Annotated in this window: 23 protein-coding genes; 9 read left to right on the plus strand and 14 right to left on the minus strand. The window is 65.2% G+C overall.

Annotated features, from left to right (window positions below):
* Positions 1 to 172 precede the first annotated feature (172 nt).
* From dksA to P9220_RS04035, 6 genes are all read left to right on the plus strand, one after another.
* Positions 173 to 589, plus strand: coding sequence for an RNA polymerase-binding protein DksA (gene dksA / locus P9220_RS04010; RefSeq protein ID WP_035962045.1), 417 nt, complete (start codon positions 173 to 175; stop codon positions 587 to 589).
* 350 nt (positions 590 to 939) lie between these two features.
* A complete protein-coding gene (gene hslV, locus P9220_RS04015; RefSeq protein ID WP_309763693.1) occupies positions 940 to 1,476 on the plus strand; it encodes an ATP-dependent protease subunit HslV in 537 nt (178 codons plus the stop codon).
* 11 nt (positions 1,477 to 1,487) lie between these two features.
* Positions 1,488 to 2,825, plus strand: a complete 1,338-nt coding sequence (hslU, locus tag P9220_RS04020) for an ATP-dependent protease ATPase subunit HslU (RefSeq protein ID WP_309763694.1) — start codon at positions 1,488 to 1,490, stop codon at positions 2,823 to 2,825.
* A gap of 338 nt (positions 2,826 to 3,163) precedes the next feature.
* Complete coding sequence (ada, locus tag P9220_RS04025; protein ID WP_309765374.1) at positions 3,164 to 4,255, plus strand: bifunctional DNA-binding transcriptional regulator/O6-methylguanine-DNA methyltransferase Ada; 1,092 nt, start codon at positions 3,164 to 3,166, stop codon at positions 4,253 to 4,255.
* A 199-nt stretch (positions 4,256 to 4,454) separates the two neighbouring features.
* The gene (gshA, locus tag P9220_RS04030; protein ID WP_309763695.1) at positions 4,455 to 6,074 is read left to right on the plus strand and encodes a glutamate--cysteine ligase; all 1,620 of its coding nucleotides are present in this window, start codon (positions 4,455 to 4,457) and stop codon (positions 6,072 to 6,074) included.
* Positions 6,075 to 6,219: 145 nt separating this feature from the next.
* Entirely contained in the window at positions 6,220 to 6,729 is a 510-nt protein-coding gene (locus tag P9220_RS04035; RefSeq protein ID WP_309763696.1) for a hypothetical protein, read from the plus strand.
* Positions 6,730 to 6,765: 36 nt separating this feature from the next.
* Here the strand turns inward: P9220_RS04035 and P9220_RS04040 are convergent, their stop codons facing one another.
* Together P9220_RS04040 and P9220_RS04045 are read right to left on the minus strand one after the other, a co-directional pair.
* Positions 6,766 to 8,337, minus strand: a complete 1,572-nt coding sequence (locus P9220_RS04040) for a DHA2 family efflux MFS transporter permease subunit (protein WP_309763697.1) — start codon at positions 8,335 to 8,337, stop codon at positions 6,766 to 6,768.
* A gap of 92 nt (positions 8,338 to 8,429) precedes the next feature.
* Entirely contained in the window at positions 8,430 to 8,912 is a 483-nt protein-coding gene (locus P9220_RS04045) for a MarR family transcriptional regulator (RefSeq protein WP_309763698.1), read from the minus strand.
* A 183-nt stretch (positions 8,913 to 9,095) separates the two neighbouring features.
* Between P9220_RS04045 and P9220_RS04050 the strand changes: the two genes are divergently transcribed.
* Entirely contained in the window at positions 9,096 to 9,374 is a 279-nt protein-coding gene (locus tag P9220_RS04050) for a hypothetical protein (RefSeq protein WP_309763699.1), read from the plus strand.
* Between the two features lie 177 nt (positions 9,375 to 9,551).
* Positions 9,552 to 11,096 carry an efflux transporter outer membrane subunit gene (locus P9220_RS04055; RefSeq protein WP_309763700.1) on the plus strand — a complete coding sequence of 515 codons (1,545 nt, stop codon included), beginning with the start codon at positions 9,552 to 9,554 and terminating at the stop codon, positions 11,094 to 11,096.
* Here P9220_RS04055 and gspN read toward each other — a convergent pair.
* The 12 genes from gspN to gspD all read right to left on the minus strand — a co-directional run bounded on the left by gspN (position 11,093) and on the right by gspD (position 22,585).
* The gene (gene gspN, locus P9220_RS04060; protein ID WP_309763701.1) at positions 11,093 to 11,875 is read right to left on the minus strand and encodes a type II secretion system protein N; all 783 of its coding nucleotides are present in this window, start codon (positions 11,873 to 11,875) and stop codon (positions 11,093 to 11,095) included. The two genes, P9220_RS04055 and gspN, sit on opposite strands and share 4 nt — an antisense overlap.
* Positions 11,872 to 12,375, minus strand: a complete 504-nt coding sequence (locus P9220_RS04065; protein ID WP_309763702.1) for a type II secretion system protein M — start codon at positions 12,373 to 12,375, stop codon at positions 11,872 to 11,874. Before P9220_RS04065 ends, gspN begins: the two co-directional genes overlap by 4 nt.
* The gene (gspL, locus tag P9220_RS04070; RefSeq protein WP_309763703.1) at positions 12,372 to 13,694 is read right to left on the minus strand and encodes a type II secretion system protein GspL; all 1,323 of its coding nucleotides are present in this window, start codon (positions 13,692 to 13,694) and stop codon (positions 12,372 to 12,374) included. Before gspL ends, P9220_RS04065 begins: the two co-directional genes overlap by 4 nt.
* Positions 13,695 to 13,725: 31 nt before the next feature.
* Positions 13,726 to 14,832: a type II secretion system minor pseudopilin GspK gene (gene gspK / locus P9220_RS04075; protein ID WP_309763705.1), complete on the minus strand. Its 1,107-nt coding sequence runs from the start codon at positions 14,830 to 14,832 to the stop codon at positions 13,726 to 13,728.
* A gap of 2 nt (positions 14,833 to 14,834) precedes the next feature.
* Positions 14,835 to 15,518, minus strand: a complete 684-nt coding sequence (locus tag P9220_RS04080) for a prepilin-type N-terminal cleavage/methylation domain-containing protein (protein ID WP_309763706.1) — start codon at positions 15,516 to 15,518, stop codon at positions 14,835 to 14,837.
* Complete coding sequence (gene gspI, locus P9220_RS04085; protein WP_309763707.1) at positions 15,496 to 15,882, minus strand: type II secretion system minor pseudopilin GspI; 387 nt, start codon at positions 15,880 to 15,882, stop codon at positions 15,496 to 15,498. Before gspI ends, P9220_RS04080 begins: the two co-directional genes overlap by 23 nt.
* Positions 15,882 to 16,361, minus strand: coding sequence for a GspH/FimT family pseudopilin (locus P9220_RS04090; protein WP_309765375.1), 480 nt, complete (start codon positions 16,359 to 16,361; stop codon positions 15,882 to 15,884). The genes gspI and P9220_RS04090 overlap by 1 nt, the downstream gene beginning before the upstream one ends.
* Before the next feature lie 18 nt (positions 16,362 to 16,379).
* The gene (gene gspG, locus P9220_RS04095) at positions 16,380 to 16,844 is read right to left on the minus strand and encodes a type II secretion system major pseudopilin GspG (RefSeq protein WP_309763708.1); all 465 of its coding nucleotides are present in this window, start codon (positions 16,842 to 16,844) and stop codon (positions 16,380 to 16,382) included.
* A 135-nt stretch (positions 16,845 to 16,979) separates the two neighbouring features.
* A complete protein-coding gene (locus P9220_RS04100) occupies positions 16,980 to 17,393 on the minus strand; it encodes a type II secretion system protein N (RefSeq protein ID WP_309763709.1) in 414 nt (137 codons plus the stop codon).
* Entirely contained in the window at positions 17,393 to 18,610 is a 1,218-nt protein-coding gene (gene gspF / locus P9220_RS04105) for a type II secretion system inner membrane protein GspF (RefSeq protein WP_309763710.1), read from the minus strand. The genes P9220_RS04100 and gspF overlap by 1 nt, the downstream gene beginning before the upstream one ends.
* Before the next feature lie 16 nt (positions 18,611 to 18,626).
* Positions 18,627 to 20,147 carry a type II secretion system ATPase GspE gene (gene gspE / locus P9220_RS04110; protein WP_404989524.1) on the minus strand — a complete coding sequence of 507 codons (1,521 nt, stop codon included), beginning with the start codon at positions 20,145 to 20,147 and terminating at the stop codon, positions 18,627 to 18,629.
* Positions 20,144 to 22,585, minus strand: a complete 2,442-nt coding sequence (gspD, locus tag P9220_RS04115; protein WP_309763711.1) for a type II secretion system secretin GspD — start codon at positions 22,583 to 22,585, stop codon at positions 20,144 to 20,146. The genes gspE and gspD overlap by 4 nt, the downstream gene beginning before the upstream one ends.
* Before the next feature lie 595 nt (positions 22,586 to 23,180).
* Between gspD and P9220_RS04120 the strand changes: the two genes are divergently transcribed.
* On the plus strand, positions 23,181 to 23,627 hold the full coding sequence (locus P9220_RS04120; RefSeq protein ID WP_309763712.1) for a lytic transglycosylase domain-containing protein: 447 nt from the start codon (positions 23,181 to 23,183) through the stop codon (positions 23,625 to 23,627).
* Positions 23,628 to 23,652: the final 25 nt, after the last annotated feature.

Here is a 23,652-nt window from a genome sequence, read left to right on the forward strand (position 1 = left end):
GCCGGGCGGGCCGGGAGCTGTCGGAGGCAGCGTCGGAGCAGCATCCAATATCGGTTTCCAGAGGAGTTCGGCCCCGCATCGAGTGTCGCGTGATGCCAAAACGCTGCAGGCATGCGGGTAACGCAAGTGCGGGCGTTGCGAAGACATCGCCCTACATTGAAGAAGCAAGCAGATGACAACGAAACTCTTGACCGAAGCCGAAATCCTGAAGATGAGCGAGAAGGACTACATGAACGAGGAACAACTCGCCTTCTTCAAGAACCGGCTCGAGCAGTTGCAAGCGGACATTCTCAAGAATGCCGGCCAGACAACGGAAAATCTGCGGGAAACGGTGATCGTGCCGGACCCGGCGGACCGCGCGACCATCGAGGAAGAGCATGCATTGGAGCTGCGCACGCGTGATCGTGAGCGCAAGCTGCTGAAGAAGGTGCAGCAATCGCTCGCGCGCATCGAATCCGGCGATTACGGCTGGTGCGAAGAAACCGGCGAGCCGATCGGCATTCCGCGCCTGATCGCGCGCCCGACCGCGACGCTTTCGCTCGAAGCGCAAGAACGCCGCGAACTGCGCCAGAAGCTCTTCGGCGACTGAAGCGCACGCCGCGCGCGGCGAATCGCGGGGCGACCCGCGACGGGGGAATCGCCGGCGCGAAAAATGGCTGCTCACCGCGCAGCAACCTGAAAAGGCACACGATCCACGTGTGCCTTTTTGCTTATGCGGCGCTCGAATCACGCCACGTCCGCACACTTGATAAATCGCCCCACGCCCTAAGATAAACAGGACGCGCCCGCTCCACCAAAGGCGCGCGCGCGGCGCCGTACGCCTGGTCCCAAGAGCCGGCGGAACCCCGCGCCGTGCACTCCATCGAATTCTCGACTGCGTGGCGGTTCGTCGGTCAATGCGAAGCCGCCCGCGTTCTTCTGTTTTCTTAAGGAACGCACATGGAACAATTTCACGGCACGACTATCGTCTCCGTGCGACGCGGCGGCAAAGTCGCGTTGGGCGGCGATGGTCAGGTGACGCTCGGCAACATCGTCATGAAGGGAGGCGCGAAGAAGGTGCGCCGCATCTATGGCGGCAAGGTGCTGGTCGGATTCGCCGGCGGCACCGCCGACGCGTTCTCGCTGCTCGATCGCTTCGAAGCCAAGCTCGAAAAGCATCAGGGCAATCTCACGCGCGCCGCCGTCGAACTCGCGAAGGACTGGCGCACCGACCGGATGCTGCGCCGGCTCGAAGCCATGCTCATCACCGCGGACAAGGACGCGACGCTCGTCGTCACGGGCAACGGCGACGTGCTCGATCCCGAAAACGGCATCTGCGCGATCGGTTCCGGCGGCGCCTACGCACAAGCCGCCGCGCAGGCGCTCGCGGAAAACACCGAGCTGTCGCCGCGCGATATCGTCGAAAAAGCGCTGACCATCGCCGGCGACATGTGCATCTATACCAATCACAATCGCGTCATCGAGACGATCGAATAAAGGACCCCGCGATGACCACCATGACTCCCTCCGAAATCGTCTCCGAACTGGACAAACACATCATCGGCCAGGGGCGCGCGAAGAAAGCCGTCGCCGTCGCGCTGCGCAATCGCTGGCGTCGTCAGCAGGTCGCGGAGCCGCTGCGCCAGGAAATCACGCCGAAGAACATCCTGATGATCGGGCCGACGGGCGTCGGCAAAACCGAGATCGCGCGGCGCCTCGCCAAGCTCGCGGACGCGCCGTTCATCAAGATCGAAGCGACCAAGTTCACCGAAGTCGGCTACGTGGGCCGCGATGTGGACAGCATCGTGCGCGACCTGATCGAGATTTCCGTCAAGCAGACGCGTGAATCCGAGATGAAGAAGGTACGCACGAAGGCCGAGGATCGCGCCGAAGACCGCATCCTCGATATCCTGCTGCCGACGGCACGCCCGGTCGGTTTCGGCGCGGCCGAGACCACCAGCGAAGGCGACAACACCACGCGTCAGACTTTCCGCAAGCGCCTGCGCGAAGGCGCGCTGGACGACAAGGAAATCGAGCTCGACGTGGAAATGCCGCAAGTCGGCATGGACATCATGGGGCCGCCGGGCATGGAAGACATGACCGAGCAGATTCGCTCGATGTTCGCGAACATCGGCGGCGGCAAGAAGACGCGGCGCAAGGTGAAGGTCAAGGAAGCGCTCAAGCTCCTGACCGACGAGGAAGCCGGCAAGATGCTCAACGACGAGGAGGTCAAGAGCCGCGCGGTTCAGAACGTCGAGCAGAACGGCATCGTGTTTCTCGATGAAATCGACAAGATCGCGTCCCGCAGCGAAGTCGGCGGGGCGGAGGTGTCGCGTGCGGGCGTGCAGCGCGATTTGCTGCCGCTCGTCGAAGGCACGACGATCAACACGAAGTACGGGATGATCAAGACGGATCACATTCTCTTCATCGCGAGCGGCGCGTTTCATCTTGCGAAGCCGAGCGACCTGATTCCCGAACTGCAGGGCCGCTTCCCGATCCGCGTCGAACTGGATTCGCTCTCGGTGCAGGACTTCGAATCGATCCTGAATTCGACCGATGCGAGCCTCGTCAAGCAGTACAAGGCGCTGCTCGCCACCGAAGACGTCGAGCTCGATTTCGCCGATGACGGCATCCGCCGGCTCGCGGAAATCGCGTACTCGGTCAACGAAAAGACGGAGAACATCGGCGCGCGGCGGCTCTATACGGTCATCGAGAAACTGCTCGAAGAAGTGTCGTTCGCGGCGGGCAATCACGCCGGACAGCCGGTAAAGATCGACGCGGCTTACGTCGATCGCGCGCTGGGCGAAGTCGCGCAGGACGAGGATTTGTCGCGTTACGTGCTGTAAGTCGACTCCGTGACGACAAAACCGGGCCGTGCGCCCGGTTTTTTTACGCCCGCCGAATGGCAACATGAAAGCGACAGGCGAAAAAAAACCCGCCTTGATCGGCGGGTTGAATCCATATCAGGAGGAGACATGGAGGAGACAGTTCCAATCATACACAGCGGGTTGATGCGACGCAATAGTTTTTTTAGTAAAAACCCCTATGGCGTCGATGTGTGGTATCTGTGCGTCACTTTTTGTGACGGGCGGGACCAAACCGCTCGATGACACCGCAAGAAACGGCGCGTACCCTCATGGGCGCGGCGATACAGTGGACGCATCCTGAAGCCGCCGAGGTTCTCATGCATACCGCCGACATCGATCAGTCCCATCAGTCCTATCAGTCCGAGGAAAGCCGCTGGCAAGCCGTCGCCGAGCGCGACCCACGCGCCGACGGCGCATTCTTCTTCGCCGTGCGCACGACAGGCGTGTTCTGCCGGCCCTCGTGCGCGTCGCGTGCGCCGCGTCGCGAGAACGTGTCGTTCTTCACGACGACCGACGAAGCCGCCGCCGCCGGATATCGCCCGTGCAAGCGATGCCAGCCGACGAGCCTGCCGCGCGAACTGGCAATCGTCGAACGAGCATGCAAGGCGCTCGACGCCGATCCGCAGCAGCGCATGACCCTCGCGCAACTGAGCGCAGCCGTGTACGTCAGCCCATTTCACTTGCAAAGGCTGTTCACCCGCATCGTCGGCATTTCGCCGCGGCAGTATCAGGCGGCGCAGCGCGCGGGCGTCCTTCGCGACGCACTGCAGCGCGGCCGCGACGTGACGCGCGCGACGCACGACGCCGGATTCTCGCCCTCGCGGATGTACGAAGCGGCAGCGACGGAACTCGGCATGACGCCATCGGCATATCGGCGCAAGGGCGCGGGGCTTACGGTGCGCTACGTCACCGCCGAAACGCCGCTCGGCACGGCGCTGGTCGCGGCCACGGACAAGGGCGTCTGCAAGATTGCATTCGCCGATGACCGCGAGGCACTCATTGCCCAGTTGGCCGCGGATTTCGCTCGGGCCGAGCGCATCGAGGACGCCGCGCGGCTCGAGCCGTTCGTCGCGCAGATTCGCGCCTATTTGCAAGGCACGCGCGAGCGGTTCGACCTGCCGCTCGACATCGGCGCGACCGCGTTTCAGCAGCGCGTGTGGGACGCGCTGCGGCGGATTCCGTACGGGCAGACGCGCAGTTACACGGAGATCGCAGCGTCGGTCGGTTCGCCGGGCGCGGTTCGGGCCGTAGCCAACGCCTGCGCATCGAATCCGGTGGCGCTCGCGATTCCGTGCCATCGCGTGATCGGCAAGGACGGCGCGATCGCCGGGTATCGCTGGGGCATCGCGCGCAAGGAAACGCTGCTCGGCGCCGAGCGCACTCACAAGGAGGCCGGCAAGGTCGCCTGATAAGCCGTACCGCTACGCCCGCCGTCGCAACGATGCGCGGGCGTTTCCTTGTGGAGAAGAGGCTGCGAGACGCCGTGCAAAGTGCGCGAATCCTTGCCGGTTGTGACCTCAAGCACGCGCAACATCGAAATGTTAAAGTGCCCGCTACCCGAACATATGACCGGGCGCGAGCCGCTCGCGCTCCTCGCACACCGCTTCGATGGCAAACAAGAATTCCGCTCACTCCGCAGCCGGCGCGTATCAGCGCAGGCTCGCCGCGCTTGCGTCCGGCCCGCATGCCGATGCCCTGCGCCAAGGCTTGCGCGGCATCGAGAAAGAAAGCCTGCGCGTGACGCCCAACGGCGAGCTCGCGATGGCGCCGCATCCGCGCTCGCTCGGATCGGCGCTGACGCACCCGCTCATCACCACCGACTATTCCGAAGCGCTCGTCGAACTCATCACGCCCGCCGAAGCCGATGCAGCGCATGCCATCGAACGTCTCGATGCGATTCATCGCTTCGCGTACGCGCATCTCGGCGACGAGCTGCTGTGGAACAACTCGATGCCGAACGCGCTGCCGCCGGACGACCAGATTCCGATCGGCCAGTACGGCACGTCGAACATCGGCCGGCTGAAGCATGTGTACCGGCAGGGATTGTCGCTGCGCTATGGCCGCACGATGCAATGCATCGCGGGCATCCACTATAACTATTCGCTCGACGACCAGGTCTGGCGCGCCTGGCAGGCGCTCGAACCGGCGATCACGCTGACGGAGCAGGACTTCCGGTCGCAGCGCTATTTCGCGCTCATCCGCAACTTCCGGCGCACGAGCTGGCTGCTGATGTATCTGTTCGGGGCGTCGCCCGCGCTGGACAAGCGCTTCGTCGAAGGCAAGCCGCATTCGCTTGAGCAATTCGACGCCGACACGTTCTACCTGCCGCACGCCACCAGCCTGCGCATGAGCGATCTCGGCTACACGAACAATCCGGCGCAGGCGGATTTGCTGCCGAGCTACGACAACCTCGACGCCTATCTCGACGTGCTCGCCAAAGCCGTGAGCCAGCCGTATGCGCCTTACGAGGCCATCGGCACACAGCGCGACGGCGAGTGGGTGCAGATCAACACCAACGTGCTGCAGATCGAGAACGAGTTCTACTCGACGATCCGCCCGAAGCGCATCGCGCGATCCGGCGAGCGACCGCTGCATGCGCTGGCCGAGCGCGGCGTGCAGTACATCGAAGTGCGTTGCCTCGACATCGACCCGTTCGCGCCGGCCGGCATTTCGCTCGAAACGGCGCGCTTTCTGGACGCGTATCTGCTTTATTGCGCGCTCGAGGACAGCCCGCTTCTGCCGCGCGAGGCAAGCGTGGAAGCAAACGACAACTTCAGCGCGATCACGAAGGAAGGGCGCAAGCCCGGTTTGATGCTTCGCCGCGACGGCGCGCCGGTGAGCATGCAGCAATGGGCGAACGAACTGTTCGATGCGATTCGACCGGCTGCGGCGACGCTGGACAAGCTCATCGGCACGGACGATCACGTGCGGGCGCTGGAAGCGCTGCGTCCTCGCATCGCCGATGCCGCACTCACGCCGTCCGCCCGCGTCCTCCAGACGATGCGCGACAAGCGGCAATCCTTCGACGCGTTCGCACTCGACGTGAGCCTCCGGCACGCGGGGCACTATCGCGGCAATCCGCTGCCGGCGGACGAGGAGCGCGAGATGGCGGCGCTCGCGGCGAAGTCGCTGGAAGAACAGGCCACCATCGAACGCAGCGAAACGGAACCGTTCGACTCGTTCATCGCCGCTTATCGCGATTACAAGCTGACTCGCGTCGACATTTGAGAAGCGCAGGTTTTTCTTGCTGCGCCGGTTTTGCGTCGGCAAGAAGTACTCGTTTTGAAACAGACGGCAACGCGCCGAACATCATCGTCGATGGCTAGTCGAAAATTGGCTTTTTATCGACCAACGGGGATGCGAGGGGTATGCGATGAACCACAAATTAATAAGCGCCGCTGCGTCGCTCGCCTTGCTCGCCGGCTGCGCGACCGAAACGCACGTCAGCAGCCAGACAATGGAGCAGGCCACCGCGCCGCTCACCTGCATGAGCAAGCTCGAATGCGACGCATGGTGGGCGCGCGCTCAGGTCTGGGTCACGAACCACTCCGAGTACAAGCTGCAGGCCATCACGGATTCGATCATTCAGACCGCCGGGCCGTCGAGCGGAAAGCGTGCGCTCGCGTATCAGATCACCAAGACGCCGAGCAACGAAGGCACGGCGACAATCGGCTTCGCCGCGCATTGCGATAGCCCGCTCGGCTGCGAGCCGAATCCCTGGGCGGCGGGCGCGGACTTCAAGAACTTCGTGCGCAACGGCGCGCCGCGACCCGCCAGCGCGACGCCGCAAGCGGTGCAGACGCCGCCGCCTCAGCCGCAGCCCGTACCGCTCAATCTCGACAGCCAGCCCGGCCAGTCCGTCGCGCCGCTCACGCCGCAATAAGCGCCGCAATAAGCGCCGCGGTGAACGCGTGCAGCGTCAGTGTCCCATCGACGCTGACGCGCCTTTCTTCGGCTTGGTCAGCCAGACCATCGCGGCGAGCACGATGAACGCATAGAAGGAAATGCGGAAGAAGTCGTTCGTCGACATCATGTACGCCTGAGCCGTCACGACCCGATCCAGCTGCGCCGCCAGCGCCTGGCCCGACAAGCCGAGGCCGGAGAGCGCGCTGGTGTATTCCGTCGTCGTCGGCGAGTACGCGGTGACCGATTCCGTCAACACCGCGTGATGCCGGATCATGCCGTTTTCCCAGAACGTCGTGCTGACGGCCGTGCCGATCGCGCCCGACAAGGTCCGCAGGAAGTTGGACAGCCCCGCCGCGCCCGCGAGCCGGTCGTCGGAGACGCTCGACAGTGTGATGGTGGTCATCGGCACGAAGAAGCACGCGACGCCGATGCCCTGCACGAGCCGGGGATAGATGATGTCGTGGAACGGCGTATCCAGCGTGAAGGTGGAGTTCCAGTACGACACGAGCGCGAACACGATGAACGCGAAGCTCGCCACCACGCGCAGATTCATCCGATGCATGTTCTGGCCGATCATCGGTGAAAGCACGAGCGCGAGAATGCCGACCGGCGCGGTCGCGAGACCCGCGAGCCACGGCGTGTAACCGAGCACGGTCTGAAGCCACAGCGGCAGCACGACCACGGAGCCGAAGAACGCGAGAAAGCCGAGCGAGGTGATGAGCACGCCCATCGCGAAATTGCGGTCGCGGAACAGCGACAGGTCGATGACCGGCTCCTTCTCCGTGATCTCCCACACGAACATGAACGCGAGCGACACGGCCGCGACGATCGCCAGTGCGACGATGAACCTGGAGCTGAACCAGTCGCGATCCTTGCCGAGGTCGAGCATCATTTGAAGGCTCGCGACGCCGATCACGAGCAGCGTCAGCCCGACGCCGTCGATGCGCTGTTTCGTCGTCTTCGTCTCATGACCGCGCAGCAGGAAATACGCGATGGCCGCCGAGAAGATGCCGATCGGCACGTTGATATAGAAGATCCAGGGCCACGTGTAGTTATCGGTAATGTAGCCGCCCATCACCGGGCCGAAGATCGGCGCGACGATGACGGTCATCGCCCAGAGGCCGAGCGCGAGTCCGCGCTTCTCCGGCGGATAGCTGCGCATGAGGATGGTTTGCGACAGCGGGACCATCGGTCCGGAGACGAGACCTTGCAGCAGCCGGAATCCGATCAGCGACTCGAAGTTATGCGCGAAGCCGCAGAGCGCCGATGCGATCGAGAACAGCAGCACGGAAATCGTGAACAGCTTGACCTCGCCGACGCGCCGCGCGAGCCAGCCGGTCAGCGGCACGGCGATCGCCGACGCCACCGAATACGACGAGATCACCCACGTGCCCTCGCTCGTTGCGACGCCGAGGCTACCGGAAATCGTCGGCACCGCGACGTTCGCGATAGACGTATCGAGCACTTCCATGAACGTGCCGAGCGCGAGGCCCATCGTCAGCAACGCGAGAATGCCGCCGGCAAGCGGCGTCGGGGCGGGCGGTTCGGCGTGGCCGGCGGGATCGGTCGGTGCGGTCGTAGACATTCTTTTTAGTGCTCCGGCGTTTTCGTAAGTAGGTGCCGCGTCATTCTCTGCTCAGACAGTGAAACGCGCAGCATAAAACCTGGCTGTCTGCGTTAGTCGAGGCTGCAGCCGGGGCAAGCGTCCGTCGGCGAGTTGTCGATGACGCGCGCCAGCATCGCGATCAGGGAATCGAGCTCCGTGCGGCTGAAACCGCGCAACTGCTCATTGAGCACCGCTGCCCCGATGGCCGGCAGTCGCGCCGCCGCATCCTGTCCGCGCTCGCTCAGCTTCAGTTCGACGATGCGCCGGTCGGTGTCGCTGCGCGTGCGTCGCACGAAGCCCTTCTTTTCGAGCCGGTCGAGCATGCGGGTCATCGAACCGCTGTCATAGGACATTTCCCGCGACAGTTCGAGCGGCGTGCGCGCGCGTCCCGACGCCAGACACAAGATCACGCCGATCTGCTGCGATGTCAGCCCGAGCGGCTTCAGCGCCTGATCGGTGCGCGCCATCAGCACGTTGCGCGCCTTCGCGAGGTGATAGCCCAGGCTGGTTTCCAGCTGAATCGTGGCGGGATCGTAAAGCGGTTCGCTGTCCATTCCGTAATGACCTCGGCGCGGGCGTGCCGCGATACAACAGGTCTCAAAAAAGCAGATAGCAGTATCTTGAAAAGTAGTTGCTTAGTCAATATTATTTGATGCATCGCGTCACGCGCTCATTGCGCCACTCGAATCCATGTTTTGATGCCAGCCGCGTCTACCGACGACGCCCAGGACCTTCCGATGACCCGCTTCGCCCACATCGCCCGCCGACGCTTCGGCCAAGTCAGCAGCACGATCGCTCGCGCTTCCCGTCAGTTCGTCCCATCGAAACTGAATGCGTGGAAAGTCGCGCTGTATCTGATCGTTTTTCTGCTGCCGGGCGGTTCGTTCGCGGTGCTGGGGATGGGATGGTTCGAGAATCGGCATAAGAGGAAGCGCGCGGGCGCAGCGTCCCAGGGCCGGATGCTCCCTTCATCGTCGGCGCCGTGCACGGGAAGCTGCGGCGCGACCGGCCGCTGAAGTAACGCGCCGTAACTCATTCCTCCATCGGCGTAACACCAGGCTCGCGGCGAAGCCGTTACGCTAACGTCTGCCCGACGCCCGCCGCGCTCGATCTCGCGGGCGTTCCGTTACTATCTCGGCCGACCGGGTTCGTCGCACTGACGAGCCACCGCCGACAGGATTCCCCACAAGCAGATGCCGTATCGCCTCGCCGCTTCCGCCTCGTTCTCTTCCCGCCGCGCAGCCCGCGCCGTGCGGCATCTCAGCGCCATTGCGTTCGCTGTGGCCGTCGCCGGATGCGCCGTCGGTCCCGACTATCAGCGTCCGTCCACGCCGATGCCGGCCAGCTATAAGGAAGCGCCTCAAGGCTGGAAAGTCGCGCAGCCGTCCGATCAGTTCGACCGCGGCGAATGGTGGACCATTTACAACGACACGCAACTCAACGACCTCGAAACGCGCCTGAATCAGTCGAACCAGAGCATCGCGCAATATGCGGCGGCTTATCGGCAGGCGCGGGCGCTCGTCGGCGAGGCAAGGGCTTCGTATTTCCCGACGATCGGCGCGTCGGCGTCGGGGTCGCGCTCGGGGACGGGCGCGGGCAACCGCTCGACGAGCAGTTCGAGCTTCGGCCAGCAGGGTTCGGTCAACAATCAGTTCAGTCTCGCGCTGGACGCAACGTGGGAGCCGGACCTCTGGGGCAGCATCGGGCGAACGGTGAATGCGCAGAAGGCCGGGCAGCAGGGCGCCGCCGCCGATCTCGCGAATGCGCGCCTTTCGGCACAGGCAACACTCGCGCAGACTTACTTCCAGTTGCGCTCGCTCGACGCGCAGCAAAAGCTCCTCGACGAAACCGTCGGCGCTTATCAGCAATCGCTCAGGCTCACGCAAAACCAGTATGCGCAGGGCATCGTCGCGCGCTCGGACGTGATTCAGGCGCAGACGCAACTGCAGTCCGCACAGGCCGCCGCGATCGATAACGGCGTCGCCCGCGCGCAGTACGAGCACGCGATCGCCGTGCTGGTCGGCGAGCCGGCGTCGACGTTCTCGCTTCCCGCGATGCCGCTCGACGCCACGCCGCCGACGGTGCCCGCGGAAATGCCGTCGGCGATTCTGGAGCGGCGGCCGGATATCGCGTCCGCCGAGCGCAAGGCCGCGGCGGCGAACGAGCAGATCGGCATCGAAATCGCGGCTTACTTTCCGTCGCTGACGCTGTCGGCGCAGGGCGGCTTCGAGAGTTCGGTGCTGTCGCAGTTGCTGCGCGCGCCGTCGCGCTTCTGGACGCTGGGGCCGGATATCGCCGCGACGATCTTCGACGGCGGCTTGCGCGCCGCTCGCACCGACGCGGCCCGCGCCGCTTACGACCAGAACGTGGCGACGTATCGGCAGACGGTGCTGACCGCGTTCCAGGACGTCGAAGACAATCTCGCGTCGCTGCGGATTCTGGAAAAGGAAGTCGTGGTGCAACAGCAGGCGGTCGAGTCCGCGCAGCAGGCGCTCGCAATCATCAACAACCAGTACAAGGCGGGGACCGTCGCGTTCATCAACGTGCTGACCGCGCAGACGACCGCGTTCACCGCTCAGCAGAAGCTCGCGAGTATCGCGGGTCAGCGGATGGTGTCGTCGGTCGGGCTCGTGAAGGCGCTCGGCGGCGGATGGGACGCCGGACAGATGGACCGCGAAACGGGCGGCGTCGAAGCGCCCGTCGCGGCATCGGCAGAGAAGCGCGCGCCGGGCGGCTAATACCGCGCGAAGGTCAGCGCGACGGTGTCGGGATCGGTGTGGCGCCCCAACAGGTTCAACAGGCCGGCGAGGTTCTCGCGCTGCTCCGGCTCGGCTTTCGCGGTGCCTTCGAACGACGTCGCGCCCTGCGCGAGCATGCCGTTGCCCGTCAGCAATAGCGGTCCCTTCGTCGTCGTTAAATTGATGGCCGCCTGCGCACCCTGCGCCTGCAACGCCACGCGATACGACCCGAGCGGCCTCACACGCGATACGCGCGAGGCCATGTCGTCGAGCGTGACCACGAACTGTCCGTAGGCGTTGTTCCCGAGCACGCGGAATTCGGTCCACGAAAGCCGCACGGTTCCGTCGAAATTCAGCGTGTTGAACGGCGCGCCGAGACCGGCGAGCAGCGTCGCGGGCACGGCCATCGCGCCGGGCGAAAGCGATGCCCCGCGCGTCGTCGCGTCGACGGTGACGGCGTCGGGCATCGCCTCGGTCTGCCGCATGGTCATGTGGATGCGGCCCGTGAATAGCGGCCAGAAGGCCGTCGTCCATTCGATGCGCCCCGGCAGCAGCGTCGCGCCCGCGCCGTCGCCGCCCGCCGCGAGCATCAGCGTCGCGGAGCCGCGCCACAGCGAACCGGCCGGATCGACGAGATTCACATGGCCGCCGGTCGCGCGCGCGAACTGCGGCGTGATCCACGCGGCAGGCATCATCACGAGCAGCGTTCCGGCAATCGACAACACCATCACGACAAGCGCCGGCAGCGCGAGCCGGATTCTGCGAGTCCAATAGCTCATTTGACCCCGGCCGGTTGCAGCGATGCGGTCAGGTCCACCTGGCCGTCCGGTTTCAGCGCCGTCACATGCGCCTCCGACACCTGCACCTTGAACTGCTTGCGTGCGTCGTCGAGCCACATCGTCCAGTTCGGAAACGATGCGTTCTTCAACTGAATCTGCACCGCCGCGCCGATCACCTGAACCTGCGTCGGCTGCATGCCGCTGTCCGTGAGCGATTTGGCGAGCGCATCGCGCAGCGCGCCGCCTGTCGGCGTCACGCTTTCCGCGTTACCCGCGAGCGCGCGCGCTTCGGTGGCTTGCGCGGTCATCGTCGCCAGCTGGCGCTGCATGGTCGGCAGCGTTTCGCGCAGGCGCTCGCGGCCTTCGAAAGCCGGCGCCCACAAGACGAGATAGATCAGCGCGACGCCGAGCACGAGACCGCCCCACAGCAGCAGCGTCTTTTCGCGCGGCGTGCGCGCTTCCCAGAATTCGGAAAGCGTCCGTCCGAGTTCTGCTTTCATTGGCCGCTCCTGATCGTCCATTTGCCGGTATTGGTGTCGATCGCGCCGTTCAGCCCGTTCGATGCGAGGCGCTTCGTCAGGTCGGGATCGACCTTCGTTTCCGGCTTGAAAGTGACTTCCAGACGCCGGTCGCGATAATCCAGCCCCGCGATGCCGTTTACCGGCACCGGGCCGAGCGAACGCGCGAGGCCGTCGGCCAGGGAAAGGAAATCCGAAGGCGACAGTTCGCCCGACGCGACGCGCAGGCGGTCGAGGTTGCGCGACATCTGATCGGGCGCGTCGAGCACGACGGTCGTTTTCGGAAACGCGTTGAGCAGCAGCTCGGTCATCTGCGCGCTGATCGCGTCACGCTGGCGGGCAAGCTGAAGCCACTGCACGTTGATTCCGATGATCGACACGATGACCGACGCCGCCACGAGCGCGATCGGCACGCGCAGACGCCGCATGGTCGCGCGATCGAGCCGCCACGGTTGCGCGGCGAATTCGAACTGGCACAGGTCGAAGCGGCTCGCCAGCGCCTGCCGCGCGAAGGCTTCGAACGCGAGCGGCTCGGCATCGGCGAGCGCCGTGGCGCCGCGCGACGACGCGAGGCGCGGCTCGTCGCCCGGCAGGTCGGCGAGCGAATACAGCGTGACGGCATGATCGCCGGCGAGCGCGGCGAGCGTCGGCGCGATGGAGTCGGCGGGAAGCGCGAGACCTTCGCCGAGCGCCGCGCCTTCGCCACGGGCAATGGCGATCTCGACGCGGGGCGTGGCCGGAACCGGCGCGGTCGCTTCGATTTCGCCGATCAGCGCCGGCGCGGTCGATACGACGTTGCCGAGCAATCCCGCGATGAACGGCGTTTGCGTGAACGCTTCGCCTTCGATCGCTTCGACGGCCGGCACCGGCAAGCAGCGCATCGCCGGCACGGCTTTGAGATTGCGATGCCCCGCGCTCGCGAACGCATCGCACACGAAGCGGAACCAGCCGCGATCGATCACCGCGACCACGCGACGCCCATCCGCGAGCGCGACGGGATCGACCGCGATATGACAGGTCTGCGGGTCCTGAATCAGCTGATCTTCGACGACGTTCGGCAGCGCCTGGCGCAGACGTGGTCCCTTGAGCGGCGGCACGGCTGCGGCGAGCAGCAGCGTATCGCGCGCGGCGACGATCAGCACCGTCATGCCGGCGCGCGGCAACAGGCCGACTGCGGCGCGGCCGGCGCGCTGCGTCTCGCCGCGCTTGTCGAGCAGCAGGAACGGCAAGTCCGGCAGGTTCCACTCCTGCGAGCGCACCGCGGGATCGCGCGGCGGCAATAGAACGATCAGTGTGCTCAAAGGCCACTTCCTCTTGTCAGAAACATCGTCATCAGAGCGCGTCGCGCGTATAGACGATGCGCGTGGTGTGCGTCGTCGGATCGCGGTAGACGAGTGTCGTGCGCTCGAGCTGCGCGCGCTCGTGGTCGACGCGACCGTGAATCACGAAATAGCGCGTGGTGACGTCGAGCTCGCTCGGATCGATCGACGTCGATTTCACGCCTGCGCCGGTCAGCGCGAGCTGCACGTTGCCGGCATCGTGGAAGAACACCGTCTCGCGGCGCGCGACGAACGCCTGCGCCTGCGACAGACTCATTCCTTCCACCACTGCGGCGACTACTTCGGCGGGCGCGGTGTTCATGTTGACAGGCGTCGTCGTCGGCAGCACGGTGACGAACTTGCGCAGCTTCGCCACCGCCTCGGCCGAGAAGCCGGGCACGTCGAGCAGCGAGTCGACGCTGATCATCTGCAGCGGCGCGACCGGCGCGTTGCTGTCGGCGTCCTTCAGGCCGGGATCGTCGGTGAAGTTGCCGCCGCCCGCGCCGCCGCCTTGCGCGATCGCGGCCATCGTCTGCTCCGGCGATGTCGCGAGGCTCGCGCCGTTGCCGGTCTGCGTCTGGAAGCGCGTCGCGGACCGAGCGAGTCCTGCGCGCATCTGCAAGGCCACCGTCTTCGCCAGCGATCCGTTGATGCCGAGCAGCGTCAACAGCCGCTGGAAAGACTGAATCTGCTGCACGTTGATGGTCAGCACGCCGGGCGTCGGCGTCGCGACCAGATTGCGCAGGTTGAACTTCGCCTGCGCATCTTCGATCGAGCCGGACAGATAAGTCTGCGCCCCTTCCTGCGCGCGCACTTCGCCGATCTGCCCGAGAAAATCGGAGAGCTTCGTCTTTGCGATCGGCACGCCCCACACGCCGCCGAGATACGTGACCGTCGGAGAGGTATCGGCTTCGGATCGCAGAATGAGCCGTGTCCAGTCGAGCGCGCTGCGCGAAATCCACTGCGCCTGTGCGAGCAGCCGCTGATTTTCGATGCGCCGCACCTGCACCTGCTGCCGCCACAACATGCCCGACACGAGAATGGCGGACAGCGCGACGACCAGCAACGCGCTGATGATCGCGACGCCCCGTTCCCTTGCGCTTCTGCCCGGCTTGCGCATCGTCACTCTCCGACCAGGAACACGCGCGTGATCGGCACGCGCAGATTCGGCGCGCCGACCGCCACCTGAATGCCGGACACCGCGCGCGCGAGCGGGGCGTTGCCGAGCTGCGGCACCTTCAGGTTGTTGTCGTTGTCGTTGATCTGCGAGAGCACGTCGGCCATCCGCGTCGTCCAGCCCTTCTGCGGAATGTAGACGCGCGCCGCCAGCGATCCGACGCCGCCCATCAACGGTATCGCGCTCCAGCCATCGGCGGCGTCGCCCGATGACAGCGCGCGCCGCACTTCGCCGACGTTTTCGAGCGGCGGCGACGCATACCGCACGATGCGCCCGTTCGACAGCCGGTACCGCACCACCTGCAAGCGCGGCGCGGTGTTCGGCGCGAACACGCCGCGCACGATCTGCAGCGAGCCGTTGCCGAGCGACACGGCGGGTTGCCCGGCTTCGTCGTCGGTTGCCGCCTGGCGAGCGTCGATACGCATCTGGTCGAATAATTGCGCGACCACGCGCTCGTCTTCCATCGAACTGGCGATGGTCGCGCGCGAGCGGATGATCGAATCGAGTCCGCGCCACGACAGCACCGCGATGACCGCGAGAATCGCAATCGCGATCAGCATTTCGAGCAGCGTGAAACCGCGCTGCCGCTGGCCCGTGCGCCGGGCCTCAGAGCGAGCGATTCGTTTCATTCGCCACCACCGTGACCATTTGCGCGAGGTTGCCCGAGCGGCCGGGCGTCGAAACGAACATCTCGACGCGCCGGAAAATCGGATTGGGCGTCGCGGTGACGCGCTGCGTGCAGACGAGCTTCAGATTGCCTTGCGAGCAGTCGAACGTGCGCGAGCCGATATCCGGAAACGCGCGCGAAAGCCGAAGCTGCGCGAGTTCGTTGTCCGCGCTCCAGCCCGCCAGCAGCCGCCGATGCAGGTCCGCTTCGCCCGTCGCGAGTGAGCCGACCGCGCGCAGCGAGGCCGCGAGCGCCACCGCGATGATCGCCAGCGCGACGAGCACTTCGATCATCGTGAAGCCGGATGTTCTGCGGTGCGCCGGCATCACCGCACCTGAAAGCGGCCGTTGCCGCTGCCGATGATCGTCGCGCGGCCCGCCGCCGAGACGAGCGTGATTTCCATCGGCGTATCGATGGCTTCCGTGCCGAAGATCAGACGGCTCACGGACTTGTCCGAATCGAGAAACTGGATGGTCACGCCCGTCACGCCGCCTTCCCAGCGCCGCGCGCGAAGCAGGTCGTCGCGCAGCGGACGCCAGCCGTCCTCGGTGCGAATGTCGAAGCGGAAACCGCCGTCGACCGGCTGCCAGGCGATCGGGCGGGCGCGCACTTGCGCTTCATCGCCCGCGGATTCGAAAAGCAGCGCGAGCCGCTGCGCCTCTTCGTTCAGATCGGTGCGCGGATTGCGCGTGAGCTGCAGCGACGCGAGCGACACGAGCAAGCCGGCGATGACCAGCACGACGAGCATTTCCAGCAGCGTGAAACCTGCCTGACGACGCGCTTTCCGATGCCCGTTCACGCTGATCCCTCAACGACGCGATGTCTATTGCCACGAGCCGACGTCGGCATCGTTGCCTTCGCCGCCGGCCTTGTTGTCCGCGCCGTAGCTGAACACGTCGATTTCGCCGTGCACGCCCGGATTCAGGTATTGATACTGACCGCCCCACGGATCGGCGGGCAGGCGCTCCAGATAGCCGCCGTCTTTCCAGTTGTTCGGCACCGGCTCGGTGGACGGCTTTTCGATCAGCGCGCGCAAGCCCTGCTCTTGCGTCGGATAGCGGCCGTTGTCGAGCCGGTAGAGCTTCATCGCCTGCATGACGGTGCCGATGTCCTGCTTCGCGGCGACGCGGCGCGCTTCGTCCGGACGGCTCATGATCTTCGGCACGATGAGCGCGGCGAGAATGCCGAGAATCGCGATCACGACCATGATTTCGATGAGCGTGAAGCCTCGTTGACGGCGCGCCTGCGCCTGGGTGATTTTCATGCGGCGTTGCGTCCACATTTGCATGACTGCTACCTCGTGGTTGATTCTGGGCTTGCGCCCGCTTTGATTAAAGAACAAGCGGCTTACACGGATGGAAGCCGCCGGGCATTCTATCGACCGGCTCCTGCCGCGCCGTGACCGCGGTCAATGGCGCGCGGCTCACCGCACGTAGATGGTCGGTCCGGGCGGCATCGGCGGCAGGAAGATTTCGGACTTCCCGCCGTTGCGTTCGATGATGATCGAGCGCGGCCGCACTTCCGACAGTTTCACGCCCTGCGTGAGCGCGCTGCCGAGCGACACCGCGCGCGGCGGTTCGCCGCCGTAGCTCACGATGGCCGCCGCGCCGCCCCGCAGCGCGAGGATGCCGAACAGATGCACATCCGAATTCGCCTGACGCTCGAGTTGTCCGCCGAAAATCGTCGCGGCCTGTTCGACCGATGGCGTGCGGGTCGCGGCGGCGGCGGGCAGCGGCGCGGTTTGGCGCGAGGTCAGCGTGACGACCCAGTACGTCACCGTCACGCAAAAGAGCGCGAGGGCGGCAAGCGTCAGCAGGCGGGTTTGCAGGGCGTTCATTACTGCACCAGATTGTTCAGTTCGATGATCGGCAGCATCACCGCGAGCACGATGACCAGCACCACGCCGCCCATCGCCAGGATCAGCAACGGTTCGAGCAGGCTCGTCAGGAACATCGTGCGGCGTTCGAGCTCGCGCGCTTCGCCTTCGGAAGCGCGATCGAGCATCGTGGTGACATCGCCGGTGGCTTCGCCGGAGCGGATCAGATGCACGAGCACGGGCGGAAACGTCTTCGTGTTGCCGAGCGCGCGCGACAGGGACGAGCCTTCGCGCACCCGCACGATGGCGTCGTCGACGTTATTGCGCATCGCCGTGTTGCTCAGCGTTTCGCCCGCGGCCTGCAACGCCCGCAGAATCGGCACGCCGGCAGCGGTCAGGATGGCGAGCGTACTGGCGAAGCGCACCGTGTTATAGCCGCGCACCAGCTTGCCGATGAGCGGCGCGGTCAGCACCCAGCGGTCGAACGCGAGGCGGGGCCCGGGCCGCGACAGAATGCGCCGCACGAGCCAGGCGATCACCACCACTGCGATCAGCACCGCCCACCAGTAGCTGCGCACGAATGCGGACAGCGCCATCATCATCACGGTGAGAAAGGGCAGCGCCTGCTTGGTGCTCGCGAACACGTTCACCACTTGCGGCACGACATAGCTCAACAGGAACGTGACGATGCCGAACGCGATGATCGTCACGATGCCCGGATACGTGAAGGCCAGGATGATCTTCTGCTTCAGCGCGTTGCGCTGCTCGATGTAATCGGCGAGACGCGACAGCACGAGCCCGAGCTTGCCGGTGTGCTCGCCCGCCGCCACCAGTGCGCGATAAATCTCCGGAAAGTCCTTCGGATGCTGCGCGAGCGCATTCGCGAACGAATGGCCGCCGAGCACTTCGGCGCGAATCGCGGCCATCAGCTCGCGGATGTAATCGCGTTCGGACTGCTCGGTCAGCACCGCGAGCGTTTCGCCGAGCGGCAGGCCGGCGATCAACAGGCTCGCCAGCTGGCGGGTCAGAATGGCCTGTTCGCGCTGCGACAGACGACGCCCGAGCGACAGCCGCTGCTGCCGCTCGCCGCGCGTGCGCGTGCCCGCCGCCTCGACGACGAGCGGCGTCAGCCCTTGCGTGCGCAACTGGCTGCGCGCGGCGCGGGCGCTGTCGGCATCGAGCACGCCGGTCTGCGTCTTGCCCGCGTGGTCGATCGCTTCGAAACGGAATGCTGGCATACGTTACGCTCCGCCCTTAGTCGCCGCCGGTCACGCGCAGCACTTCTTCGAGCGATGTCACGCCCGCCGCGAGCCAGCGGTTGCCGTCCTCGCGCAGCGTGCGCATGCCTTGCGCGCGGCCGGCCGCGAGAATCTCGGCATCGGCGGCGTTGCGATGGATCAGCGGACGGATCGCGTCGTCGATCAGCAGCAGTTCGTAGACGCCGCGACGGCCCACATAGCCCGACTGGCCGCATCGGTCGCAGCCGACCGGATGCCAGTGCTTCACGCCGTTTTCTTCCTCGCGCTCTTCCTTGCACACCGGACACAACTGGCGCACGAGCCGCTGCGCGAGCACGCCCAGCAGCGACGACGCGAGCAGGTACGGCTCGACGCCCATGTCGGTGAGACGCGTGACGGCGGATGCCGCATCGTTCGTGTGCAGCGTCGCGAGCACCAGGTGACCGGTCAGCGACGCCTGCACCGCGATCTGCGCGGTTTCGAGGTCGCGGATTTCACCGATCATGATGATGTCGGGATCCTGGCGAAGAATCGAGCGCAGCGCCCGCGCGAACGTCATGCCGATGCGCTCGTTCACCTGCGTCTGGCCGATGCCCGACAAGTCGTATTCGATCGGGTCTTCCACCGTCATGATGTTGGTGGTCGTCGTTTCGAGCCGCGACATCGACGCATAGAGCGTGGTGGTCTTGCCGGAGCCGGTCGGCCCGGTCACGAGCACGATGCCGTGCGGCTTGCCGATCAGCTTGTCGAAGTTCACGAGCGTGTCGCGCGCCATGCCGAGCGTTTCGAGATTCAGGCGCTGCGCGTCCTTTTCGAGCAGACGCAGCACGGCACGTTCGCCGTGACCGGTCGGCAGCGTGGACACGCGGACATCGACCGGACGGCCGCCGACGCGCAACGTGATGCGGCCATCCTGCGGCAGGCGTTTCTCGGCGATATCGAGCTGCGCCATGATCTTGATGCGCGAAATCAGCGCGCCGTGCAGCGCCTTCTTCGGACGCACGACGTCGCGCAGCGTGCCGTCGACGCGGAACCGCACCACCGACGCGTTCTCGAACGGCTCGATGTGGATATCCGACGCCTGTTCGCGCGCCGCTTGCGTCAGGAGCGCGTTGATCATGCGGATGATCGGCGCGTCGTCCTCCGATTCCAGCAGGTCTTCCACTTCGGGAATGTCCTGCATGAGACGCGACAGATCGACTTCGCCTTCGACTTCGCCGACCACTTGCGCGGCGCTGCCGTCGTTGCGGGCGTACGCGGCGTTGATCGCGGCGGCGAGTTCGTCGGCGGATTTGCGGACGATCGAGAGCGCGCCGAAATTGCGCGCGACTTCCGCCAGCGCGGCATCGCTCGTGCGCTCGCTGATCCACACTTCGATGCTGTCCGCATGCTGATGCGCGAGCAAAATCTGCCCGCTGCGCGCGAAGCCGTAAGGCACGAGCCGCGCGGCCAGCGGCGACGCGGCCGTGGCGGCCCCGTGCTCGGCCGTATCGGCGATCGAGTTCGTGCTCTCGGCTACCGCGTTCAACGTGCTCACGGTCGGGCTCCTGTCGGACTGCTGTCGAGCGGCCGCGCGCTCGGCGCGTTGTTCGGCACCGCGTAGTTGTTCGTCGCCGCGTTGCCCGGCATGGCGTTGGTCGCCGCGTTGCCGGGCATTGCGTTCGTCGCGCCGTTCGCGGGCGCCGGATACGTGCCCTGCGGCGCCTGCTGATACGGCTGCGGCGCCGGGCCGGCGTTCGGGTCCTGCGGCAGCGTCGAACTCGGCACGCCGCGCGTCAGGTTGTTCCAGTCGAGCAGATTCTGGGCCGGCGCCCCACCGCCTTCACTCGGGCCGAGCGGCTTCGGCGGCATCATCGGCACATTCTGATCCTTGATGACGCGGTTATCCGTTGTCGATCCGTATTGCTGCTGGCGCAGATAGTCGTAACGCGTGTTCGCGATCTGCGTGGCCGTGGCCTGGTCGCGCACGATCACCGGACGCAGGAACACCATCAGGTTCGTTTTCGTGCGCGTCTTGCTTTCGCTGCGGAACAGGCTGCCGATGAACGGAATGTCGCCGAGCAGCGGAATCTTGCTGTTGTTGTTGTTGTACTGGTCCTGCATCAAACCGCCCAGCACGACGATTTCCCCGTCATCCGCAAGGATGGTCGATTGCACCGAGCGCGTATTGATGGTCACGCCGCCCGGATCGGTCTTGGTCGTGGCATCGACGCTCGAATCTTCCTGATAGATCTGCATCTTGAGCACGCCGCCATCCGTGATCTGCGGCTTCACGTGCAGCGTCACGCCGACGTCGCGGCGGTCGAACGTGTTGAACGCCGTCACCGACGTCGCCGCGTTGGCGGTCGGCGTGGCGTACGAGCCCGTCACCACCGGCACGTTCTGGCCGACGACGATCTTCGCTTCCTCGTTGTCGAGCGTAATCAGATTCGGCGTGGAAAGGATGTTGGCGTCCGCCGATGTCGACAGCGCCTGCAGCAGCCCGCCCAGACCGAACAGATTGCCGAAGCGGTGCAGCAGGCCGATGTTGAGGCCGTTGGCGAGCAGGCCGGTCGTCGACGTGATGGCGGAGGGATTCTGCGCGATCGCATTGCCCTGCACGGTCAGATCGAAGATGTTCGTGTTGCCGGAGCCGAAACTCGTGCTGCCGTAGAGCGCGTTGTTGCCGCCGTTCGAGAGCAGCAAGCCCTGCCACTGAATGCCGAGATTCGCGCCCGTCGTCGCGGAAAGCTCGACGATCAGCGCTTCGATGTAGACCTGCGCGCGGCGCGCGTCCAGTTGGTCGATGACCGAGCGCAGGTTGCGATAGACCGGATCGGCCGCGGTGATGATGAGCGAATTCGTCGCGGAATCCGCCTGGATCATGCCGCCGCCGCTGCCCGTGTCGTTGCCGCTGTCGCTGTCCTTGTTGGACGAGAAGCTGCTGTCGCGGTTGCCGCCCGAGCCGGACATCGGATTGTTGCCCATGCCCGAACTGCTGCTGCTGCTCATGCCGCCAGGCAGCGGCGGCATCCCGGCGGTGCCCGTCGATGTGGACGAGTTGCCGAGGCCGCTCTGCCCGAACGAGTTCGATGTATTCGAGTTGGAACTGCTCGAACTGTTGTCCGAGCCGCCGCCCTTGCCGAGCATCGCCCGCAGCGTCTTGGCAAGACGCGTCGCGTCGGCGTTGCGCAGCGCCACGACGTGCATGTTGCCGGGCTCGGACGTGGGTGCATCCAGCTTTTTCGCCAGCGCCTTCGCCGCCGCGAGGCGCGCGCTGCTGGACGCGCGGAACATCAGCGAGTTCGTGCGCGCGTCGGGCGTGACGGTGACTTTGAGCGTCGCGTCGGTGCTGCCGATGGTGCCGGGATCGAGCAGCTTGTTCATCTGCTCGGCGACATCGATGGCGTTCGCGTTCTTGAGCGCGACGACATCGACTTCGCGGCCCGCTGCGGTATCGATACCCGCGATGATGCCGGCGATACGCCGCACGTTGTCGGCGTAATCGGTGACGACGAGCGTGTTGTTCGCGGGATAGGCGGCGATCGTGTTGTTCGGCGAGATCAGCGGGCGCAGCACCGGCAGCAGATTGTTCGCCGATTCGTTGCGCAGCGTGAAGACCTGCGTGATGACCTGATCGCCGCGCGCGCCCGGCGCATTGCCGACGTAGGTCGGCACGCCCTGCAGCTTGGCGTCGGCTTCGGGCACGACCTTCAGGACGCCGTGATCCTGCACGAGCGAGAAGCCCTGCATGCGCAGCGACGACTGCAACGTCTTCAGCGCCTGTTCCTCCGGGACCGGATTTTCGGAAACGAGGTTGAGCTGCCCCTTCACACGGGGGTCGACGATGATGGTTTTGCCGGTAGCCGCCCCGATCGCCTTCGCGACCTGATCGATATCGGCGTTGACGAAATTCAACGTCACTTGCGCGTGCGCGGCTTGCGCGACGATAAGTCCCGCCGCCAGCAGTGCCGTCGCCATGCGACGCAGTGCCATAGGTTGTCTTCTCATGGATGTGATGTCTGAGCCGGCCTACAAAAATTAACCGGCTAAGGCAACGCCGTTCATTCATTCGACGGCGCTGCCGACCGTGGTGCGAGCGTGTCCGCTCCACCACGATTATTTATAAAAATGTGACGATAGCAGCTTTGCGTAACGAATTTATTCCAATTCGCTGACGTATTGGCTGCAGCCGGCTGCGTGCCGAGTGATTCCCGCCGCCGCTAAAGCCCTACAGAAACTTGCCGATAGACCGTCAGGCGGCTTCCGTCGACCCGGTCGATTTTGCGCGGGAGCCGAATTGTAACGCGTATACAATACTTTATTATTCATACGTTTAGCTGCGCATCGCGGGCCGTCTCAGGCCGCGGCGGCGGCTGCTCGCGCGCCGCGCCTGGCCTATGTCGGCTAGCCAACTTATGGCCTGAAACGTCAGCCGGTATCATACGGGCGGTTCCGCTTGGCCGGCGCGTGCTTCATACGCGGGTTTTCCCGACGCCGGCCTGGCTCGAACATTGGGTTTCCGGCGTCGGCGCGCACGCGTCGCGTCGGCGGTATGACGTCCCGCGTCGGCGGATGGAGTAGATAGACGATGAAGAGATTCCTGCGATTACCTGTGATGGCGCTCGGCGCGATATTGGCGGCCGGCGCGGCACATGCCGACTGCTTTGACGAAGCGGCCAAGTATCAGAAGGTGAATCCGCTCATACTGCGCGCCATTGCCTGGCAGGAATCGCACAACAAACCCGACGCCATCAACAAGAACGCCAACGGCTCGACGGACTACGGGCTGATGCAGATCAATTCCATCCACCTCAACACGCTGTCCCAATACGGGATTTCGAGCGGCACGCTGATGGAACCGTGCAAGAGCGTCTACGTCGCCGCGTGGCACTTGCGCCAGAAGATGAACAAGTACGGCAACTCGTGGCAGGCGGTCGGTGCTTACCATTCCGAAACACCCGCGCTGCGCGACAAATACTCGGCGCAGATCATCGAGATTTTGCGGCGCTGGAAGCTGCTGCAAGCCGCCAAGTAATCCGAACGTCGAAGGGGCAGCGGCC

This window comes from Caballeronia sp. LZ016 (assembly GCF_031450805.1).
Classification (GTDB): Bacteria; Pseudomonadota; Gammaproteobacteria; order Burkholderiales; family Burkholderiaceae; genus Caballeronia.

What these genes read in the sequence shown, in the direction of transcription:
- P9220_RS04080 (WP_309763706.1), bottom strand. Translation starts at nt 15,518, where the DNA reads ATGAAACGAATCGCTCGCTCTGAGGCCCGGCGCACGGGCCAGCGGCAG.
- P9220_RS04045 (WP_309763698.1), bottom strand. Translation starts at nt 8,912, where the DNA reads ATGGACAGCGAACCGCTTTACGATCCCGCCACGATTCAGCTGGAAACC.
- P9220_RS04040 (WP_309763697.1), bottom strand. Translation starts at nt 8,337, where the DNA reads ATGTCTACGACCGCACCGACCGATCCCGCCGGCCACGCCGAACCGCCC.
- P9220_RS04050 (WP_309763699.1), top strand. Translation starts at nt 9,096, where the DNA reads ATGACCCGCTTCGCCCACATCGCCCGCCGACGCTTCGGCCAAGTCAGC.
- gspD (WP_309763711.1), bottom strand. Translation starts at nt 22,585, where the DNA reads ATGGCACTGCGTCGCATGGCGACGGCACTGCTGGCGGCGGGACTTATC.
- ada (WP_309765374.1), top strand. Translation starts at nt 3,164, where the DNA reads ATGCATACCGCCGACATCGATCAGTCCCATCAGTCCTATCAGTCCGAG.
- gspK (WP_309763705.1), bottom strand. Translation starts at nt 14,832, where the DNA reads ATGCGCAAGCCGGGCAGAAGCGCAAGGGAACGGGGCGTCGCGATCATC.
- gspI (WP_309763707.1), bottom strand. Translation starts at nt 15,882, where the DNA reads ATGCCGGCGCACCGCAGAACATCCGGCTTCACGATGATCGAAGTGCTC.
- hslU (WP_309763694.1), top strand. Translation starts at nt 1,488, where the DNA reads ATGACCACCATGACTCCCTCCGAAATCGTCTCCGAACTGGACAAACAC.
- dksA (WP_035962045.1), top strand. Translation starts at nt 173, where the DNA reads ATGACAACGAAACTCTTGACCGAAGCCGAAATCCTGAAGATGAGCGAG.
- P9220_RS04065 (WP_309763702.1), bottom strand. Translation starts at nt 12,375, where the DNA reads ATGAAAGCAGAACTCGGACGGACGCTTTCCGAATTCTGGGAAGCGCGC.
- P9220_RS04120 (WP_309763712.1), top strand. Translation starts at nt 23,181, where the DNA reads ATGAAGAGATTCCTGCGATTACCTGTGATGGCGCTCGGCGCGATATTG.
- gshA (WP_309763695.1), top strand. Translation starts at nt 4,455, where the DNA reads ATGGCAAACAAGAATTCCGCTCACTCCGCAGCCGGCGCGTATCAGCGC.
- gspN (WP_309763701.1), bottom strand. Translation starts at nt 11,875, where the DNA reads ATGAGCTATTGGACTCGCAGAATCCGGCTCGCGCTGCCGGCGCTTGTC.
- hslV (WP_309763693.1), top strand. Translation starts at nt 940, where the DNA reads ATGGAACAATTTCACGGCACGACTATCGTCTCCGTGCGACGCGGCGGC.
- P9220_RS04055 (WP_309763700.1), top strand. Translation starts at nt 9,552, where the DNA reads ATGCCGTATCGCCTCGCCGCTTCCGCCTCGTTCTCTTCCCGCCGCGCA.
- P9220_RS04035 (WP_309763696.1), top strand. Translation starts at nt 6,220, where the DNA reads ATGAACCACAAATTAATAAGCGCCGCTGCGTCGCTCGCCTTGCTCGCC.
- gspG (WP_309763708.1), bottom strand. Translation starts at nt 16,844, where the DNA reads ATGCAAATGTGGACGCAACGCCGCATGAAAATCACCCAGGCGCAGGCG.
- P9220_RS04100 (WP_309763709.1), bottom strand. Translation starts at nt 17,393, where the DNA reads ATGAACGCCCTGCAAACCCGCCTGCTGACGCTTGCCGCCCTCGCGCTC.
- gspF (WP_309763710.1), bottom strand. Translation starts at nt 18,610, where the DNA reads ATGCCAGCATTCCGTTTCGAAGCGATCGACCACGCGGGCAAGACGCAG.